Origin of the sequence: Acinetobacter lwoffii, from assembly GCF_024129355.1 — a bacterium.
Taxonomy (GTDB): domain Bacteria; phylum Pseudomonadota; class Gammaproteobacteria; order Pseudomonadales; family Moraxellaceae; genus Acinetobacter; species Acinetobacter lwoffii_I.
Genome location: NZ_JAMXXP010000008.1, coordinates 91,580 through 109,187 on the forward strand (window position 1 = coordinate 91,580; position 17,608 = coordinate 109,187).

Annotated in this window: 15 protein-coding genes; 2 read left to right on the plus strand and 13 right to left on the minus strand. The window is 40.7% G+C overall.

Going from position 1 to position 17,608, the window contains the following annotated elements:
- Window positions 1–37 precede the first annotated feature (37 nt).
- The 5 genes from NI468_RS06650 to NI468_RS06670 are packed head-to-tail and all read right to left on the minus strand — an operon-like array spanning window position 38 to window position 7,806.
- Entirely contained in the window at window positions 38–1,651 is a 1,614-nt protein-coding gene (locus NI468_RS06650; protein ID WP_253100833.1) for a Tn7-like element transposition protein TnsE, read from the minus strand.
- 3 nt (window positions 1,652–1,654) lie between these two features.
- Window positions 1,655–3,190, minus strand: a complete 1,536-nt coding sequence (locus NI468_RS06655) for a TnsD family Tn7-like transposition protein (protein WP_253100836.1) — start codon at window positions 3,188–3,190, stop codon at window positions 1,655–1,657.
- 26 nt (window positions 3,191–3,216) lie between these two features.
- Window positions 3,217–4,899: an AAA family ATPase gene (locus NI468_RS06660; protein ID WP_253100838.1), complete on the minus strand. Its 1,683-nt coding sequence runs from the start codon at window positions 4,897–4,899 to the stop codon at window positions 3,217–3,219.
- Window positions 4,896–7,016: a Mu transposase C-terminal domain-containing protein gene (locus NI468_RS06665; protein ID WP_253100842.1), complete on the minus strand. Its 2,121-nt coding sequence runs from the start codon at window positions 7,014–7,016 to the stop codon at window positions 4,896–4,898. The genes NI468_RS06660 and NI468_RS06665 overlap by 4 nt, the downstream gene beginning before the upstream one ends.
- On the minus strand, window positions 7,003–7,806 hold the full coding sequence (locus tag NI468_RS06670) for a heteromeric transposase endonuclease subunit TnsA (RefSeq protein WP_060513852.1): 804 nt from the start codon (window positions 7,804–7,806) through the stop codon (window positions 7,003–7,005). Before NI468_RS06670 ends, NI468_RS06665 begins: the two co-directional genes overlap by 14 nt.
- A 428-nt stretch (window positions 7,807–8,234) precedes the next feature.
- Here NI468_RS06670 and NI468_RS06675 point away from each other — a divergent pair, with 428 nt between their 5' ends.
- Together NI468_RS06675 and NI468_RS06680 are read left to right on the plus strand one after the other, a co-directional pair.
- Window positions 8,235–8,501, plus strand: coding sequence for a type II toxin-antitoxin system TacA family antitoxin (locus NI468_RS06675; RefSeq protein ID WP_180038363.1), 267 nt, complete (start codon window positions 8,235–8,237; stop codon window positions 8,499–8,501).
- Window positions 8,491–8,979: a GNAT family N-acetyltransferase gene (locus tag NI468_RS06680; RefSeq protein WP_253100844.1), complete on the plus strand. Its 489-nt coding sequence runs from the start codon at window positions 8,491–8,493 to the stop codon at window positions 8,977–8,979. The genes NI468_RS06675 and NI468_RS06680 overlap by 11 nt, the downstream gene beginning before the upstream one ends.
- A gap of 608 nt (window positions 8,980–9,587) precedes the next feature.
- Here NI468_RS06680 and glmS read toward each other — a convergent pair.
- The 8 genes from glmS to NI468_RS06720 form a co-directional block, all read right to left on the minus strand.
- Window positions 9,588–11,426 carry a glutamine--fructose-6-phosphate transaminase (isomerizing) gene (gene glmS / locus NI468_RS06685; RefSeq protein WP_253100847.1) on the minus strand — a complete coding sequence of 613 codons (1,839 nt, stop codon included), beginning with the start codon at window positions 11,424–11,426 and terminating at the stop codon, window positions 9,588–9,590.
- Between the two features lie 11 nt (window positions 11,427–11,437).
- Window positions 11,438–12,802, minus strand: a complete 1,365-nt coding sequence (glmU, locus tag NI468_RS06690; RefSeq protein ID WP_253100851.1) for a bifunctional UDP-N-acetylglucosamine diphosphorylase/glucosamine-1-phosphate N-acetyltransferase GlmU — start codon at window positions 12,800–12,802, stop codon at window positions 11,438–11,440.
- A gap of 20 nt (window positions 12,803–12,822) precedes the next feature.
- Window positions 12,823–13,344, minus strand: a complete 522-nt coding sequence (locus NI468_RS06695; protein WP_114542080.1) for a phosphatidylglycerophosphatase A family protein — start codon at window positions 13,342–13,344, stop codon at window positions 12,823–12,825.
- On the minus strand, window positions 13,322–14,239 hold the full coding sequence (thiL, locus tag NI468_RS06700; protein WP_253100854.1) for a thiamine-phosphate kinase: 918 nt from the start codon (window positions 14,237–14,239) through the stop codon (window positions 13,322–13,324). The genes NI468_RS06695 and thiL overlap by 23 nt, the downstream gene beginning before the upstream one ends.
- 17 nt (window positions 14,240–14,256) lie before the next feature.
- The gene (gene nusB / locus NI468_RS06705) at window positions 14,257–14,706 is read right to left on the minus strand and encodes a transcription antitermination factor NusB (protein ID WP_005249568.1); all 450 of its coding nucleotides are present in this window, start codon (window positions 14,704–14,706) and stop codon (window positions 14,257–14,259) included.
- Between the two features lie 4 nt (window positions 14,707–14,710).
- Entirely contained in the window at window positions 14,711–15,181 is a 471-nt protein-coding gene (ribH, locus tag NI468_RS06710) for a 6,7-dimethyl-8-ribityllumazine synthase (protein WP_004280926.1), read from the minus strand.
- An 18-nt stretch (window positions 15,182–15,199) separates the two neighbouring features.
- Window positions 15,200–16,315 (minus strand): bifunctional 3,4-dihydroxy-2-butanone-4-phosphate synthase/GTP cyclohydrolase II, encoded by a 1,116-nt coding sequence (ribBA, locus tag NI468_RS06715; RefSeq protein ID WP_253100857.1) that lies wholly within the window; start codon window positions 16,313–16,315, stop codon window positions 15,200–15,202.
- A 400-nt stretch (window positions 16,316–16,715) separates the two neighbouring features.
- Window positions 16,716–17,608, minus strand: an 893-nt coding sequence (locus tag NI468_RS06720) for an aldehyde dehydrogenase family protein (protein WP_253100859.1), incomplete at its 5' end; no start/stop codon positions are given.

The following is a 17,608-nucleotide window of genomic DNA, read 5'->3' on the forward strand; positions in this document are numbered from 1 at the left end:
ATCATTGCCTTTATTCTGAAATAACTTTTGATCAGGGTTATAATGAGTTATGCATAGATTTCCATTTTTCCAGGATCCTATCTGCCCAGTCTTCATGATAGGAACTTGAAAGTAAATGATCTTTTTTTGAAAGGTGGTTGATCATCATATATGACTGGATATTACAGACTTTGTTGATAAAGTCTTTGGGCCAACTTAAAGACTGCGATAAAATTGCTATTTTGAAAGACTTTAGATTTTCGTCTATAAACATTTTGTCTGCTTTAATCTCTGATGGTAGCAATAGCGTGGAAATATTTTTTTTCCCATCAGATGTGTCGATTTCGCATAGATAAAATAACTCATTATCCTCGCTGTCGAATATGAGATTTACATAAAATAGGCGATCTTGACCATTAGTCAATTTATGTCCTCTGAATCGACCATATTTTATGAAAGACTGATTATGGATTTGTTGGACTTTATAACCTTTGTCTTCTATTTTTCTTAGCATTTTGCTGAGGTCTTGATAAGTAGAGCTTTCAAAATAAGTTTCTGATTCTATAGTAAATCCTGGTCGGGTGCCTTCGTCGTCACCTTCTCCACCAGCAAATGATTGGTCCTCATGATGAGCTTCCCCATTTGTATTCCGTCTTTGTATATTAATTTCTGAGCATGAAGTATTTAGTGAGATTTGTAGGTCTTCTATAGTATAAATTTCCCCCGTAATATTTTTTAGTTGTGCAATTTGCTGATCAATATCAGCGTTAGCTTCATCATCAAATCGAGACTTATCTGAGCTTGGCTGTTTTTTGATATCCTGTTTTTTATCCAGAATATTTTTAACCTTCCCAAAATTTTTTTTAGATATAAAATGAAATTGAACAGGTTTATCTATTCCTGTCTCCAAATTTCTAAATGAATTGATGCGTTCAATTCGAAATATTTTTTTCTCTGGATGAATACATCCATCAACATTAAGTTCAATGTTTTTCAGGATAGGGGCATCTATATCAAAATCATAGGCCTTGGATTGAGCCTGATTTCTAATAGTTTTTTCATAAATACTTAAAAAAGATTGATTTAATTCAGGGTGTAATAAAATTAATGCTAGTTTTTTTAGAAAAACAGGGTCGTTCAGATCTTTGGCTGTTATTTTTCTGTTTGGTGCAACAAAAATATGAAAGGCTTCAGTATCGTCACGATCAACCAAGATATCAGTTGTATATCTTTCAGAAAATAATGCAGCGCGTAATAAATATGGATGAGAGAAAAAAAGATCTCGTGCGAGTACCAGTTTAGGTAATTGGATGGTCCAACCATCATTAAACTCATCTGTATTGCTATATGGGAAACTAAAGCATAGACGATTTCTATAGTTGTCATGAGAATTTATAGCTGGATCTTTAGCATTAGTACTATTCAACATTCCTAAATCAATCTGGGTGAGTTTATGGTTGACTAAAGGGACAGGTTCAACACTGCTCAGTGGTGTTTTATAGTGATATAAGAGAATACTTTCTATTGGTCTTTTTGAAAGAAAAAAGTTGTTTTCCTCAGGATTGTACATCGTGGTCTTGATATCAAAACGAGTTTCACCACGATGAGTTATCTGCGTTGCGCTGTAGTATTTGGTTGCTTTAGGCAAACATTCTAATGGAATATTACGCACTATTTATCTCCCTATAATATTATCAAAAAATCGATGTGCTTCTGGTGTTAAGCGTTCTCGACTTAATCCTGCAAGACGTAAAAAAACACTTGGTGGATAGTCTTTATTTTCAGTTTGTTGACGAATATACGTTCGAGTCAGACGACGTATTTGATAACAATCCACAGACTCAGCGTAACGATCCAAAAAGGCTGCAGTCAATGGGAAAAAATTCCAGTTTTTTTCAATCATACTCACTGAACCCAGTTGTCTAATAAAAAACTTTTTTGTCCATTGAGGTGATTCGAGATCTCCTAATAATTCATTCCGTATTTTGATGAGTTGTTTAACAAACTTTCGATCTCGAGCTCTCCAGTCAATACGTGGTTTAGGATCAGAGGGAGGGAGAGTTAAAGCTGATTTATTGATAAATAATAGCCAATCTTTATGATTGCGATATAAGCGAGCATACAGTGAGCCGTTTTGTTGGCGAGCCTGTTTGACTGACCGTTCTAGGATTAATTTTGTCCATTGTTTTTGGTCTTCAGATAACGTTCGATCTACTTTATTATCAATACATATTGTTGCCGTTGCGGTGGCTTCTTCTAGATCCATTAATGCTAGATGAATATATTGCTTATATGTTTCAATCGGATTCTTCTCTGGAATAAGAGCTTTTAATACGATGAGATGCTCAAGATAAGAAAATGCTTTACGATGCTTTCTTAATATATTTTTCAGCCAGCAGTTTTCACTATCTAAATCTGCTAATTGATAATATGCAAGTAAACTTTCGCCCCAGTAATCTATGACCAACTGACGAGCTTTTTTGTAGTGGATGTTTTTACGACTTGATAGTAAGTCTCTATCTTTTAAAATCAGAAAATAAGCATCTGATATAGTCGAAAAATCTGGAATACTAATGGATGTTGAATGAGCAAGTAGCTCTTCGATTAGTTCCGCAAGCTCGATATGGTGACGTGAGTCCTGAGGATTAAATGCAAGTTGTGAAGAGTCTTTCAGCGCATTCAAATGAGCAAAATAGAATTTTCGGTCTATCCCATTGCAAGGGATAGAACTCATAAAGAGCGGTTGCTTATGCTTTGTACAATACTCGTATCCAGTAATCTGCCAGCTACGTTTCCAGTAAACTTCTCCATATTGCTGCATCTGTTCTTGCCAGCAATGAGGGCAGAACCGGAAAAAACTCACAGCTTTGATCCGCGATGCATTTTTTCCTAATTTGGTATGCAGGGATTGATACTGCTCACCTCGCAATGCCTGCACAGCATAATGCATTACTGTATCAGGTTGAAATGGTTGGTAAATTGGTAACAGGGTGTGTTGGTTGATTAAAATAAGCGCATCATAGTGATCTGGTAAGTAACTGGCCACCCTGTCTAGATGAGAAGGTAAATCGTAAGTTGGTGTCAAGTTCCTATTATTGAATAATTCTTCAGTGAGATATTTTGGACTCAGAATCCCATTGTGAACAGCATAACGAGCAATCATACTGTAAATCAATTCATTTGGATATGGTGCTGGAAAATTTGAAATCATGGTACCTTACCCTCCATTTTTTCTGCTTAATGCAAAATGGGACGGGTAGGATCAAACAAATAGTGAGATGATTTTAATAACTCATAAACATCTACGTCCTGTTCTTGTGCTTGACTGAAAAAGTTTCGTAAGTCATTCGTTTCAGTACTCTTCCATTCCTCCACTTTCATGACTTTACGAGAGGTCCTTGGCTTCCTTGCCGGAGTTGTGGTCTGAGGCTGGTCCAATTTATCTTTTACTACAGAGCTGTCTAATACTTCCAGAATATGCTGGAGGAGTACCTGTAAGTTCTCGTTTGGATATTTTTTTAATGCAGAAGTGACATGCGGTTCTATTGCAGCAGCGGGATGACCTAATGCTGTTAGCATACCTATTAAAGTAGAATAATGCGGTCCTAGATCTTTATGCTGTTTTTCTGTTTTTAATGCGGCTTTAAAACGGTGTTGTTCAACATACTCCTCAATTTGAACTTGAGGGATAGTGAGGTCAGAGTACCGTGCAATACGTGCAGGATTACCTGAACGCAGCGCATCTAGAATATCGTGAACTGGCTGTAATTGTTCTTCATAGACTTTTTTAAAAAGTTCAGATGTAATTTTTTCCAGACCAATGGTGATTGCATGAATCTGCACCAAGCAGAACAGTTTAACCACTAAATCTGGAATGCCCTGCGTATAATAATACCAAGTGTTTCTTAATTCATCGGTCAGTTCAGCTGGTTGTTGAACCCATTGATATTGCCACAGCTTGTTGGTGAAAGCATACCATTCAGAAATGATCATTTGATCAGGGGTGCTAGGATCGGGAGTGGGTGCTTCATTGCGCATAGGTTCCCAGATTAAAGAGCCTAATCCCGCACTGCGTCTAGCTGATCTTAAGTCTTCTTGCAGAATTTCATTGGCTTTGGGTGTCCCAATCATCACAATTGGAATGGATGCCACATTCACAAGTGTGACAAAGAAATTAAGAATGATTTCAGCCCCGCCAGATTTTTTTGTATTCAAATGCTGGATTTCATCAATGATTAAAAGTCCAATAGAATAATTATTTGCGATAATTTTCATCTGCTGCAGCATAGCATTCACATTTAAGCGACTTCTGGTGAAACGATGCTCGAAGTTTGTATCTCCTAATGCTAAATCTACTGCTCTAAAAAAGTTTGAGCATAAGTTTTTTAAAGAGCTGTCATGCGGACAATCAATTTTAAGGTAAACAATTTGTTTTAATCCCAACTCTCTATGTTCAATCACTTGCGGGTAATAACGCAAAATTTTGTTAATTGTTGTTGTTTTGCCGCTTCCCGAACATCCTATAATTGACATGCTAGTTGCAGTCGACTCTGGAGGTGCATAGCGGTAAGAGCTTTCATTTGATGGTTCTAGTTGCTGAAAAGCAGCGTGTAAATGTCGATGTCTATCCCCATTAGTGATGTTTCTGCTCACGTAACCTTGCCGGATCATGATAGAAATTTTTTGTTCAAGGGATAGATGTTTAGTCAGTGGTTGAAAAAAATCATGAGGCAACTGAGCAATCAGATGGATTCTTTCTGGTTGGGGTAAGAAACGCTGTTCTGGAATAAATTTCAGTTTCCCTCGTAGGTGTTTAATAACCGATTTCGTGTCAAGGATAGGCGGTAATTGAGTAATGAGAGGATTATCCCCATAGATATCTTCTATCGATGTGTTGACCGCGAGTTCATTATTATTCATTCTTCATCGTCCTCTTCAAATAATTGTCTCATTAAGTCTGGTTGACTGGTCAAATCCAGATTGCTGTTGTGAGATGGGGGTGTTGGAGGATTGTCTTGGTTGGGATGGATAGTCCGGATAGAATTGACGGACCTATTTTGGAGATGTTCCTCACGTTCCACCTGAATTGCTTCTTGTTTGTTCTGACGAATATCCCGAGTACGTTGTGCTTTAGAAAGTTGGTGAACTCCTGCTTGAGCCTGCCGGCTCTGTGCTGTGTGGATGATTTTGTCAGTAAAATCCTGCAATTCACTGATGGCTACGGACTTTAGTTGTGAATGCTGTTTTTCAACAGTTTTGATTGCTTTTTGAATTTGTTCAGCTTCCCACCAGGTCAGATGCTGATATTGACGTGAGGCATCACTTAAGTGCGCTTCCCAGTATTCCAACTTATTTTCATCAAAGAAAACATAAATGGTATTTACTGAGTATGGGTCAAAACCAATCCGCAACTTTTTCGGGCGGGATTTGGTCGTGTTACGAATAAACCAGCCTTGTTGATGCATTTCCAGACATTGATAGAGTAAGCCTTTGACTTTAAGTCCCTTGTCACTTAAGGAGGCGTCGGTCCTAGGTAACAAGCCAACATATAGTGATTTGTTATCCACTTGTCTTAACATCCCAGTACGGTGCTGTAGGCCCCACTGCCAGAGCTTAAGGGGGATAGATGGCAGGTCAGTCGGCATATCGGCACTACGATCATATTTCGTCAAAATATCAAAATTATTGCGTAAAAAGACGCAGCTTAAGATGATTTTTCTGAACTCTTCCAGAGTTAGACAAGCTTCTAGTCGATAATCATGTCCGCCTTTCTTTTTTTCCTTGAATCCAGAAACAACACCAATATTCTCGTAGGATTTAAAGCGTGACTGAATGATTCCAAAAGCCCTCTCCACAATACCTTTGGCATCGCTTCGATACGGTGGCGCATTTTCAATACGAACAGAAAAGTTTTTTTCAAGAAGTTCAATTTGATAGCCAATTAGTTCACCGCGGTCTGCAAGTATGGCACCAGGTAAACCATAAATAGGCCAGTCTTCTGGTTGTATTTGCAAGCCATAACTCTGACAGAATGTCACTTTATCTTGGATTGCAACGCTGAGGCATTGTATGGCTGTATTAAAGGAACTGTTTTCCATGCCGACATAAAGCCCAGTAATCATCCGGCTGAATACATCGATAACAATATATACGGTAGGTCGGCCAATAATCTGTGATGGATCTCGTGATGATACAAGGTAGATGTCAGCGATTGTTGAATCTATCTCATAACGTGCACCAGGACCATTTGCGTGCTTGGTCGCTGTTGAAGTCAGAGGTTTGTGATCTTTCAGAGTTTTCTGATTCTTCAGAATTTCCTTGGAATTATTCTTATTTCTATATCGCTTATTATAAAAATAATAGAATTGGGCATAGGTTGGAATATCTGCGGCTTGCACTTGATGAAAGTGCTTAGAAAATAAATTTTTAAACCGAAGATAAGTTTCGTTAATGGATTGTTTTTTGACAGGAACTAAATACTCTTCGATGGCTTGCTTAAAATATAATTCAACCTGTTCAGTGACATTCTTACCTTCATTCGATTCATAAATGCGTGGTCTGCCAATTTTTTTATCACCTATAGCTCTTTTTTGGCCTTTTCCACCTGAGTTTTCATAGTCCGGTACCAAAGCATTTATAGTTTGACCACGTTGCCAGTAGCGTCTTAGGAGTCGTAGGATTTTATTAATTGATACTTCTTTTTCTAGATGTATAGTTTTAATTTTTGCAGTCCTGATTTTTGCATTGATAAGAACTTGTTCATCATTAATTAAATCTTGAATAATAAAAAAGTTTTCATCTCTTTTTTTGAGTTGAATAGAATCCTCACTCAAGTTTAATCGTTTTAAGTGTTCATAAGGATCTTGTGCTGGTATTAGGCTTTGATCATCTGAGAGAGTTTGAAGTTCCTTAGACAAAATGAGTTCAGGAAAAGCATTTTTATTATCAATCGCAATCCATACCGTATACTGCGGTAAGAATTTGAGTATTCGGTATTGTGTTGAATTCAAGATGTAAACTGAATTAATTAGTTGCATGGACTGTATTCTCATTCTGGAGCAAATTACTTGCATGAATATCAGAGAGTTTAAGCTCCAAGTACGAAATTTCTAGATTAAATTGAAGTATTCGCAGTGCGAATAATTTTCTAAACAATGCGAGCGTCGCTCCGATACCCATTTTTTGAGTTTGGTCAGAATGCTTACAAAATTGGATTAATGAGCTTTGAGGGTACTGGCTAATTTCTTCCATAAAATAAACTGCTTGATCAATCATGTGATTTGTTATTTCAAGGTCATTTTTTTCTACATACAGCCATTTAATGTTCTCTAGTACCGTAGCAGGAATGTCTTTTTCAGTAATCAGTTTGAACGGCGTATTGTGCTCTTCTTCCCAGTAACGACGTTTAATTTCTAATGACTCAATAACATGAGCTTTATTCAGATCCTTGCTGTAAAGAGTGTCAAGGGCTATAGAAAACTTACCAAAATCAACTAAAAAATCTGAAGATAGGGTAAAAGGTATATAGTCAACCGATACTTTTTTCATTCGGAAACGAGAACAGATGGAGTTAAGATCATAGATATCCAAAGGATAATGTTCGCGAATATCTGTAACGTTCTGATTCCAGTCAAGCAGTAAAAAGGTAGATAGCTCTAGATCAGAAAATAAGTGATGAAGACGTTTACTGACACGGCCTTGTACTCTGTGAGAGCGACCAATTGAACTGAAGTTTTGAACAGTTTTACAAGGTTTATAATCGCGTCCATGGCCCTGGCCATACCCTTCTGTTACTAGTTCTTCATAGTTTTTTATAATTTTTGCCATACAGAAGACCTGTGGATTTTGGTGGATAATTAATCATATCTGAAGGGGGGTAATTTTGTATTTGGCAAAAACATACAAACTTAAATATATTTATATACAAACAAAATTTTATAATTTTTATTTAATTATTTATTTAATTCAGTGACTTAATAATTAATCCAGTATTTTAATGCTCAATTGATGAGTTTAAAAAACGTTGATGATAGGCAAAAGTATTCAAATTACATCTTAGTAAACATCGTTGCATATTCTTATGTAAACCAACTGCATATTCAGACTCAAACCCGACCATTCATTCTGGTTCATAGTAAAATGCTTATTTTCTATTCCAAATATTTTAGAACAAAATATGTAAATTTGGATCTTAAAGTACTACCTTAATCTGCTATAATTTGTACATCATTATGATGTACAAATTAGTGGAAAATATGGCTAACTTAGCAACAGAACGAATCAGTGTTCGTTCAACCGTAGATGCAAAGAATGTAATTGAGCAAGCTGCGAATTTATTGGGTCTTAGTGTGAGTTCCTTTATGATCCAATCCTCATTTGAACGAGCAAAAGAATTACTTAAATCTAATCACGAGTTAAAAGTAAATAATGCTGATCGTGATATGTTAATGAATTTGCTTGAAAATCCGCGCCCTGCAAATGATGAGATGAAAAATTTAATGAGTTTATTGGATGAAAATTGAGGTTTTACAAGCCCATCATCAGAAAAAATCATTTAATTGTGGGCAAGATGATTTAAATAAGTTCATAAAACAATACGCATCCCAACATCAGAAATCAGGAACAAGTAAAACCTATGTTGCTATTGATGATGATGCACAGGTGAGGGGGTTTTATTGTCTATCAAGTACCTCTATAGGATTTGATGGGGTTGATGCTGTTCTCACTAAACGATTACCTCGTTATCCCTTACCTTGTGTGGTTGTGGGGCGCTTTGCCGTTGATCAAGCAGCACAGGGGCAAGGAGTTGGAAATGTACTTTTAGCACATGCTCTTAAACAAATTTCAAAAGTTGCTCAAATTATTGGTGTTAATTTTGTTGTAATACATGCTAAGGATCAAAAAGCTATAGAGTTTTATCAGCGGTTTGGCTTTATCTCGTTAACATCAAATCCATTAACATTAATATATCCAGTGAATGAAATACCTCATTTTAAATAAGGTGGGCTGCTAGCTAGTAACAGGAATAGCTAATAGTATTCAGAGTTTGCACATAGTTCCTTATCCCTTATTTTGCTTTATGACCAAATATTGCGTCTAATTATGGTAATTTAATTAAGTTTGTTTTATTTTTTATTATAAGTTGTTGATATATATTATTCATTGTTTTTAAATTTTAGAATTAAGTTTGTATTAAAATTTGGTATCCTGAATTTTAGGTGAAATTAAGTTTGTATTAAGTATTGGATTCTTCCACTTTAAAATACGAATTCTTGCTCAGAAAGGCGAAGCATACTTTAAATAAAAATGAAATGTTTTCAAGGTGAGGTCAAAAAGGGATGCTTTTTGAATCTAGGTTCAGATTTTTATATATCTATATCTTTGAATATATTAGTAATAATTTTATATTTCTAGTGTGATTCTAATTTGAATTTAATTATATTAAGAACCCTGTAGACTTGGTGAAGAATCACTGGGTCTACAGGGTAGGGTTTTGTTCGTTTACTTCATTAATATCCAAACTTAAATAATTAAATCTAAACTTAATTATTTGGTACAAACTTAATTATACGAACATAGCCGGTTCCCCAGCCTTGATTCAATTTTAATTATTCTACGGTGACCGATTTTGCCAGGTTGCGTGGCTGATCCACATCCGTACCACGTAGAACTGCAACATGATAGGACAGCAGCTGCACAGGAATACTGTAGACAATCGGTGCCAGCACTGCATTGACTGACGGAATATGTACCACATGCTGGCGTTCTTTGGCTTTAATGCCGCTGTTTTCATCAGCAAACACAAATAGCTCGCCACCACGTGCCTGAACTTCTTCCATATTGGATTTAAGCTTGTCCAGCATGTCATCCTGTGGCGCCAGAATCACCACCGGCATGTCATTGTCGACCAGTGCCAATGGCCCGTGTTTCAGCTCACCTGCAGCATAACCTTCAGCATGAATATATGAAATTTCTTTCAGTTTGAGTGCACCTTCCAGAGCGATCGGGAAATGCGTACCACGGCCCAAAAACAGGCAATGCTGCTTCTCAACAAACAGTTCAGAGAGACGTAAAATTTCATCGTCATGACGCAAGGTATCCAGAATCACTTTAGGCGTATGCCAAAGTTCTGTGGTGATCTCCGTCATTTGTTCTGTGGAAATAGTATTTTTTACAAAACCGATTTTCAGTACCAACAGCATCAATGCAGCAAGCTGGGTAGTAAAAGCTTTGGTTGAAGCCACACCAATTTCAGGGCCTGCTAGTGTCAACAGACTATGCTGAGTTTCACGCACCATCGAAGAGGTCGCCACGTTACAGATGGTCATCGTGGTAATGTCCAGGCCTTTGGCAGTTGCACGTTTCTGTGTATCACGTAAGGCAGCTAAGGTGTCGGCAGTTTCACCAGATTGGGAAATACACACATACAGCGTGTGATTCACAATCACCGGAGTGCGATAACGGAACTCACTGGCAATCTCGACCTGGCAAGGCAGGTCAATCAGTTGTTCAAACCAGTATTTGGCAATCATGCCGGCATGATAACTGGTACCACAGGCAATAATCTGAATTTGCTGGATTTTTGAGAAGTCTTGTTCTGCACTGGCAAGGAAGTCTTCGCGCAGGTCATTGCCATTTAAGGCTTGAGAAATGGTCTGTTTGATCGCTTCCGGCTGCTCATAAATTTCCTTGAGCATGTAGTGCTTGTATTCACCTTTAGACGCATTGCTGACCGCTGCATCCAGTTCTTTGACCGGACGATCGACCAGTTGACCATCGACAAAGACTTCAATCGTGGTACGGGTCAAACGGGCAATATCACCTTCTTCAAGATAAATAAAACGGTTGGTAATTGGAAGCAATGCCAACTGATCGGAACTAATGAAATTTTCACCAATACCGACACCAATCACCAGGGGCGAACCTTCACGCACGGTAATCAGCTCATCCGGGTGGTCAGTATGTACGATACCCAGTGCATAGGCACCTTTCAGTTGCGGAACCACTTGGCGTACAGCTTCTAACAGGCTCGGGGTAGATTTCAGCGCATCATTGATCAGATGGGCAACCACTTCAGTATCAGTCTGTGAGGTAAAAACATAGCCCAAAGCTTCAAGATCATCTTTGAGTTCTTGGTAGTTTTCGATAATTCCGTTATGCACCACTGCCACATTTTCAGAAATATGCGGATGGGCATTTTCTTCAGTCGGTTTGCCATGGGTTGCCCAGCGTGTATGCGCGATACCGAGTGAACCACTAATCTGTGATTCATTCACAGCCTGTTCAAGGTTTGCGACCTTACCCACACGGCGTTCACGCAGGACCTGGCTATTATTAATCAGTGCCAAACCTGCTGAATCATAACCACGGTATTCCAGGCGTTTTAAGCCTTCGATCAAAATATTGGTAATGCTACGTTCTGCAATGCCACCAACGATACCACACATATTTGTTCCCCTTATTTCTTGATTTTTTGCGGACGTGGATAGTTTTCTTTGGCAAATTGCTTAGAGCGCTCTACTGCCAAACTGTTGTCTTCCACATCACGGGTAATCGTTGAGCCTGCACCGACTGTGGCACCGTTGCCAATTCTCACAGGTGCCACCAATGAACTGTTCGAGCCAATAAAGGCCTGATCACCAATAATCGTTTTAAATTTATTCGCACCATCATAATTACAGGTAATGGTCCCTGCACCGATGTTTGAACCACTACCAACTTCTGCATCACCCAGGTAGGTAAAGTGGTTGGCTTTAGAGCCTAGACCAATCATGGTATTTTTAACTTCAACAAAGTTACCGATATGCACTTCATTGGCCAGTTGTGCACCCGGACGGAGTCGTGCAAAAGGTCCAATTTGGGTATCTTCCCCAACGATGGCGCTATCGAAAATGCTATATGGCTGAACCTTGGTGCCAGCTGCAATCTTGGTATTCTTGATAATACAGCCGGCGCCAATTTCAACGTTGTCGCTCAGCTCGCAATCACCTTCGATAATCACATTGATATCAATGCGGACATCCTGGCCGACAGTTAAATTGCCACGCAAGTCAAAGCGGCTTGGATCAAGCAGATGTACGCCTTGCTGCATTAGCTGTTTGGCTTGATAAGACTGGAACTGACGCTCTAAAGCAGCGAGCTGCACACGGTCATTGACCCCTTCAACTTCAAAAGCCTGCTCAGGTTCTACAGATGCAACTTGCATACCATCTGCCAAAGCCATCGCCACAATATCGGTCAGGTAATATTCACCTTGCGCATTGTCATTGCTTAAGTTTGGCAGCCATTGATGCAGTTTGGCATTGCTAACTGCATAGATACCGGTATTGATTTCCTTGATCTGACGCTGCTCTTCGGAAGCGTCCTTGTGCTCCACAATGGCCTGGATTTCACCATTTTCACGGACAATACGGCCATAACCAGCAGCATCTGGCAGGGTAAGGGTTACCAGACCAATACCGGTTTCTGCAGTGGCATCGAGTAATTTTTGCAAGGTCACAGGATTAATGCACGGCACATCACCGGAAAGAATCAGAGATATGCCGTCGTGAGGCAGGACAGGTAAGGTCATTTGCACTGCATGGCCGGTACCCAGCTGTTCTGCCTGTTCTACCCATTTAATACCGTGTTGTGTAAATGCTGTCTGAACCCGGTCACCACCATGACCATAAATCGTAATAATATTATCTGCGTTTAATTTTTTTGCCGTTTCAATGACATGACCCAGTAAAGGACGTCCTGCAAGCGGTTGTAATACTTTCGGTAAGCTTGAACGCATGCGCGTGCCTTTACCTGCAGCAAGAATAATAACAGTCGTTGACATGTTCTAATCCTAAATATGGCTTATGCCACGGTGAAGTAAAAATAAAGCAAAATACAAAGAGCCGCCCAAAGACCGGCAATAATGTCATCCAGCATGATGCCGAAGCCACCGTCGACCTGACGGTCAATCACCCGGATCGGCCAAGGTTTCCAGATATCAAATAATCTGAATAGCGCAAAACCGACGAGCAACCATAACCAGTTCATCTGACCTAAGTAGATCAGTGGCAAAAATGTGATGGATTGTCCTGCAAACTCATCCCAGACGATGCGCCCATCATCATGTACGCCCATAATTTTTGCTGTTTTGTCACAAATATAAATACCAATCAGGGACATGATCATAATCGCCAAGATGGTGTTTGTGAAGCCGATTGCAAGCCAAACTGGTACAAATAATAGTGCAAAAGCGGAACCAGTGGTACCAGGTGCTTTAGGACTTAAACCAGAACCAAAGCCCACACCACAGAACACAATAAAACGTTCTGGCCAAGTCATAGTTTTAAAAAGAATTGGAGGCTTATGCAAAATGTTGATACCCATTAAATTGAAGTAAATGATCTACGCCATTTTTTTCAAAAGTTAAGCCGTGCTGCGGCTGAATTTTTCCGATTATACTAATCGGAACATCAAGTTGTTTTTGCAATAATTTTTGGTAATTTTGCGGGCTTATTGTAAAGCATAACTCGTAATCATCGCCACCAGCGAGGGCATATTGCCATTTTTGCGCATCGTTTAAGGCATGCAGGGCAGGACTGATCGGTAAGTTTTCGAGTTGCAGCTTTGCACCGACTTGAGAGGCTTTGAGAATATGTCCAAGATCTTGTGCCAAGCCATCCGAGACGTCAATCATGCTATGTACCAAACCTTTTAAGGCAGCACCGAGCTGACAGCGTGGCGTTGGATAGTCCAGACGTTTTTGCAGTGGATGACCAAGATGCTGTAGTGCAAAAGCTGCATCACCGACAGTTCCACTGACACAGATCAGATCACCCGGTTTTGCACCTGAGCGTGGAATGGCTTGACCAATATCCACCCAGCCCAATGCTGTAACAGACAGGGTTAAATGAGGACTTTGAGTGGTATCACCACCGATTAAACTTACGCCAAATTGATCGCAGCAATCGTACAGACCCTGACTAAAAGCTTTTAGCCAGTCATGATCAATTTGGGGTAGGCTCAATGCGAGTAAAATACTGTACGGGGTTGCGCCCATCGCGGCAATATCAGATAAATTAACCGCCACAGATTTCCAGCCAATCGCATGCGGATCGGTGTCTATTGGAAAATGGCGTCCAGCAACTAGAGTGTCGGCACAGATGACCAGTTGTTGCTGAGGAGGGGGGGTGAGCAAGGCTGAATCGTCACCGACGCCCAGATCGACAGAATTGGCATTCTTGCGATTGAAATAGGTGTCGATAATCGAAAATTCAGCCATACAACGAATCTACGCTATTAGTTAGACTGCTGTTTTTCTGCTGCACGCAAAGTTGTCGCTAAACGATCCAATACACCATTGATGTATTTATGGCTATCGGCACCGCCAAAATGTTTAGCCAGTTCGATTGCTTCATCTAGAACGACGCGATATGGAATCTCAAAATGTTCTTTGAGTTCATATGCACCAAGACGAAGGGTCGCAAGCTCAACACCGTCAAGTGCTGAAAGTTCGCGATCGAGTACCGGGATTAAGAGCGCATCCAATGCTTCATGATTGGCAACCACTTGAGTCAACAATTCATGATAATAGCTCAGATCCACTTTGTGCATGGCATTTTCCACACGAGTACGTGCTTCAATCTCATGCACCGGATTGTGGCTCATTTGCCATTCATAAATTCCTTGTACAGCAAAGCGACGTGCTTTACGTTTTGCTGCATAAGTTGCTTGAAGTGTTTGCGACATAGCGTTAAATAGCCTTTAACAAGTTAACCATTTCAATCGCAGTCAGGGCAGCTTCGCTACCTTTATTGCCTGCTTTTGTTCCAGAGCGTTCAATCGCTTGTTCAATACTGTCCGTAGTGAGTACACCGTTAATGACAGGTAAGCCAGTGTCCAGGCCAACCACGCCTAAACCTTTGGCACATTCGCCTGCAACGAAATCGAAGTGAGGCGTGCTACCACGAATCACGGCGCCAAGCGCGATGATGGCATCGAAACGATCTGAAGCTGCCAGTTTTTTCGCAACTACAGGAAGTTCCCAGGCACCAGGTGCATGAACAACAGTGATATTATCCTCTGATACACCATGACGTTTCAATGTATCAATGGCACCTTCTAACAGATGTTCAACCACAAAGCTGTTAAAACGACCAACTAAAATCGCATAACGGTCTTCGTTCGCGAGATGTAACATACCTTCAATACGGCGAACTGCCATAACAACCTCGATGATTTCTTAAGATGTTTGTTGTGCGGTGATGTATTCCACCACTTCTAAGTTAAAGCCTGATAGTGCATTGAAACGCAATGGAGAGCTGAGCAGCTTCATTTTTTCAACGCCTAAATCACGCAAAATTTGTGCACCCACACCAATGGTCTGATATTGCTGAGACAGTGCAGAATTTGATTTTACATTTTTTGGTGCTTTAAGGGTATCTAATACGGGGCCCAAATCTTGTAAATGACGTTGGCCAATCCAGACCAGTACACCACGATCACTATTGGAAATTTCTTTCAGGGCACGATCCAGGTTCCAGGCCGGTTCGCCATCCTGTTTCTTCAGTTTGAGCAAGTCGCGGGTCGGGTTAAAACCATGTACACGTACTGTGGTCACACCCTCTTTAGGCTCACCTTTGACCAAGGCCAAATGGATATCCGGATTGCCCAGTTCACGATAGCGATACAAGTCAAAGCTGCCGTATTCAGTATCAATACTTTGCTGATCGATACGCTCAACCGTCTGTTCATTGGTCATGCGGTAATGAATCAGATCGGCAATCGTTCCGATTTTCAGGCCATGCTTTTCAGCAAACACTTCAAGATCCGGACGGCGCGCCATGGTGCCATCTTCATTGATGATTTCACAAATCACAGAAGCCGGTTCCAGTCCTGCTAAACGGGAAAGGTCACAACCTGCCTCAGTATGTCCGGCACGGTGCAAGACACCGCCTGGCTGCGCCATCAGCGGGAAGATATGTCCTGGCTGTACAATATCTGCCGGTTTGGCATGAGCAGCCACAGCAGTTTGAATCGTGTGCGCACGTTCAGCCGGAGAAATACCGGTAGAAATACCTTCAGCCGCTTCAATCGACAAGGTGAAATTGGTCCCATGCTGGGCGCCGTTGGCATCTACCATTAACGGCAGATTCAACTGCTGGCAACGCTCTTTACTCAAAGTCAGGCAGACCAGACCACGTGCATGGGTGATCATGAAGTTGATGTCTTCAGGACGTACGTGTGTGGCAGCAATCACTAAATCGCCTTCATTTTCACGGTCTTCATCATCCATCAGGATGACCATTTTTCCTGCACGGATATCTGCTACAAGCTCTTCAACAGTATTGAGCGGCATCAACCTTCACCTTCTTTTTTGATCTTGATCAGACCGAATCATGACATTATTGGGTACATAGTCTAACGCTTTTTGCGCAATTTTGCCTATGCTTATTGCTTTCCCTCTAGTGGTTCATTGTTATACACAGTCTTGATAAACATGAAAAGCCGACTTTAAATGAAAGCCTGGGCTTTATGCAGGTTTTTTGAGCAATTAAAAAGCATAAAAAATGAGAAACTTAGGTGAAATCAACATAAGCTCAGACATTAAGGGGTTTTTAGAAAGTATTTTTATTCATTGTCAGTCATTCAATGGAATTCTGGACGAACAATGTTGGGAAATTTTACCTAGTATTAAAAATTTTTAAAAAATAGGGGATTAAAAGCGGACCGAAGCCCGCTTTTAATCATCAGGTTGTTTAGAAAAAACCTGCCGGTTTGGTTGAATAGCTCACCAGCAAGTTTTTGGTTTGCTGATAATGATCTAGCATCATTCTGTGATTCTCACGACCAATGCCTGATTTTTTATAGCCACCGAAAGCCGCATGAGCAGGGTAGATATGATAACAGTTGGTCCAGACCCGACCGGCCTGAATAGCACGGCCTGCACGGTAAGAGGTATGTGCTGAGCGTGACCAGACACCGGCACCTAAACCATAAATCGTATCATTGGCAATCTTGATCGCGTCATCAAAGTCTTTAAAGGTGGTCACAGCCAGTACAGGCCCGAAGATTTCTTCCTGGAAGGTCTTCATGTCATTGGTGCCTTTAAAGATGGTCGGTTCAATATAGAAACCTTGACCCACTTCCTGACGTGCTTCACCACCGGTGAGAATCTGTGCGCCCTCTTCACGGCCAGTGGCAATACAGCCCAGAATCTTGTCCTGCTGTTCCTGTGAGGCTTGCGCGCCAATCATGGTGTCAGTATCCAGTGGATGTCCAGTTTTAATGCGTTGCACCCGTTCTACCGCACGCGCCAGAAATTCATCGGCAATGCTTTCCTGGATCAGCGCACGCGATGGGCAGGTACAGATTTCACCCTGGTTCAGGGCAAACATGGCAAAACCTTCCAGCGCTTTGTCCAGATAATCGTCTTCCTGATCCATGATGTCGGCAAAGAACAGATTCGGTGATTTACCCCCCAGTTCCAGGGTCACCGGAATAATATTTTCGGTGGCATATTGCATGATCATCTGACCGACGGCGGTGGAACCGGTAAAGGCAATCTTGGCAATGCGTGGGTTGGTGGCTAGCGGGCGACCGACTTCAACCCCATAACCATTGACGATATTCAGGACACCCGGTGGCAAAA

Bases quoted from the DNA above. Each gene is read 5' to 3' on its own strand.
- NI468_RS06655 (WP_253100836.1), bottom strand. From the start codon at position 3,190: ATGATTTCAAATTTTCCAGCACCATATCCAAATGAATTGATTTACAGT.
- NI468_RS06660 (WP_253100838.1), bottom strand. From the start codon at position 4,899: ATGAATAATAATGAACTCGCGGTCAACACATCGATAGAAGATATCTAT.
- NI468_RS06665 (WP_253100842.1), bottom strand. From the start codon at position 7,016: ATGCAACTAATTAATTCAGTTTACATCTTGAATTCAACACAATACCGA.
- NI468_RS06670 (WP_060513852.1), bottom strand. From the start codon at position 7,806: ATGGCAAAAATTATAAAAAACTATGAAGAACTAGTAACAGAAGGGTAT.
- NI468_RS06675 (WP_180038363.1), top strand. From the start codon at position 8,235: ATGGCTAACTTAGCAACAGAACGAATCAGTGTTCGTTCAACCGTAGAT.
- NI468_RS06680 (WP_253100844.1), top strand. From the start codon at position 8,491: ATGAAAATTGAGGTTTTACAAGCCCATCATCAGAAAAAATCATTTAAT.
- glmS (WP_253100847.1), bottom strand. From the start codon at position 11,426: ATGTGTGGTATCGTTGGTGGCATTGCAGAACGTAGCATTACCAATATT.
- glmU (WP_253100851.1), bottom strand. From the start codon at position 12,802: ATGTCAACGACTGTTATTATTCTTGCTGCAGGTAAAGGCACGCGCATG.
- NI468_RS06695 (WP_114542080.1), bottom strand. From the start codon at position 13,344: ATGGGTATCAACATTTTGCATAAGCCTCCAATTCTTTTTAAAACTATG.
- thiL (WP_253100854.1), bottom strand. From the start codon at position 14,239: ATGGCTGAATTTTCGATTATCGACACCTATTTCAATCGCAAGAATGCC.
- nusB (WP_005249568.1), bottom strand. From the start codon at position 14,706: ATGTCGCAAACACTTCAAGCAACTTATGCAGCAAAACGTAAAGCACGT.
- ribH (WP_004280926.1), bottom strand. From the start codon at position 15,181: ATGGCAGTTCGCCGTATTGAAGGTATGTTACATCTCGCGAACGAAGAC.
- ribBA (WP_253100857.1), bottom strand. From the start codon at position 16,315: ATGCCGCTCAATACTGTTGAAGAGCTTGTAGCAGATATCCGTGCAGGA.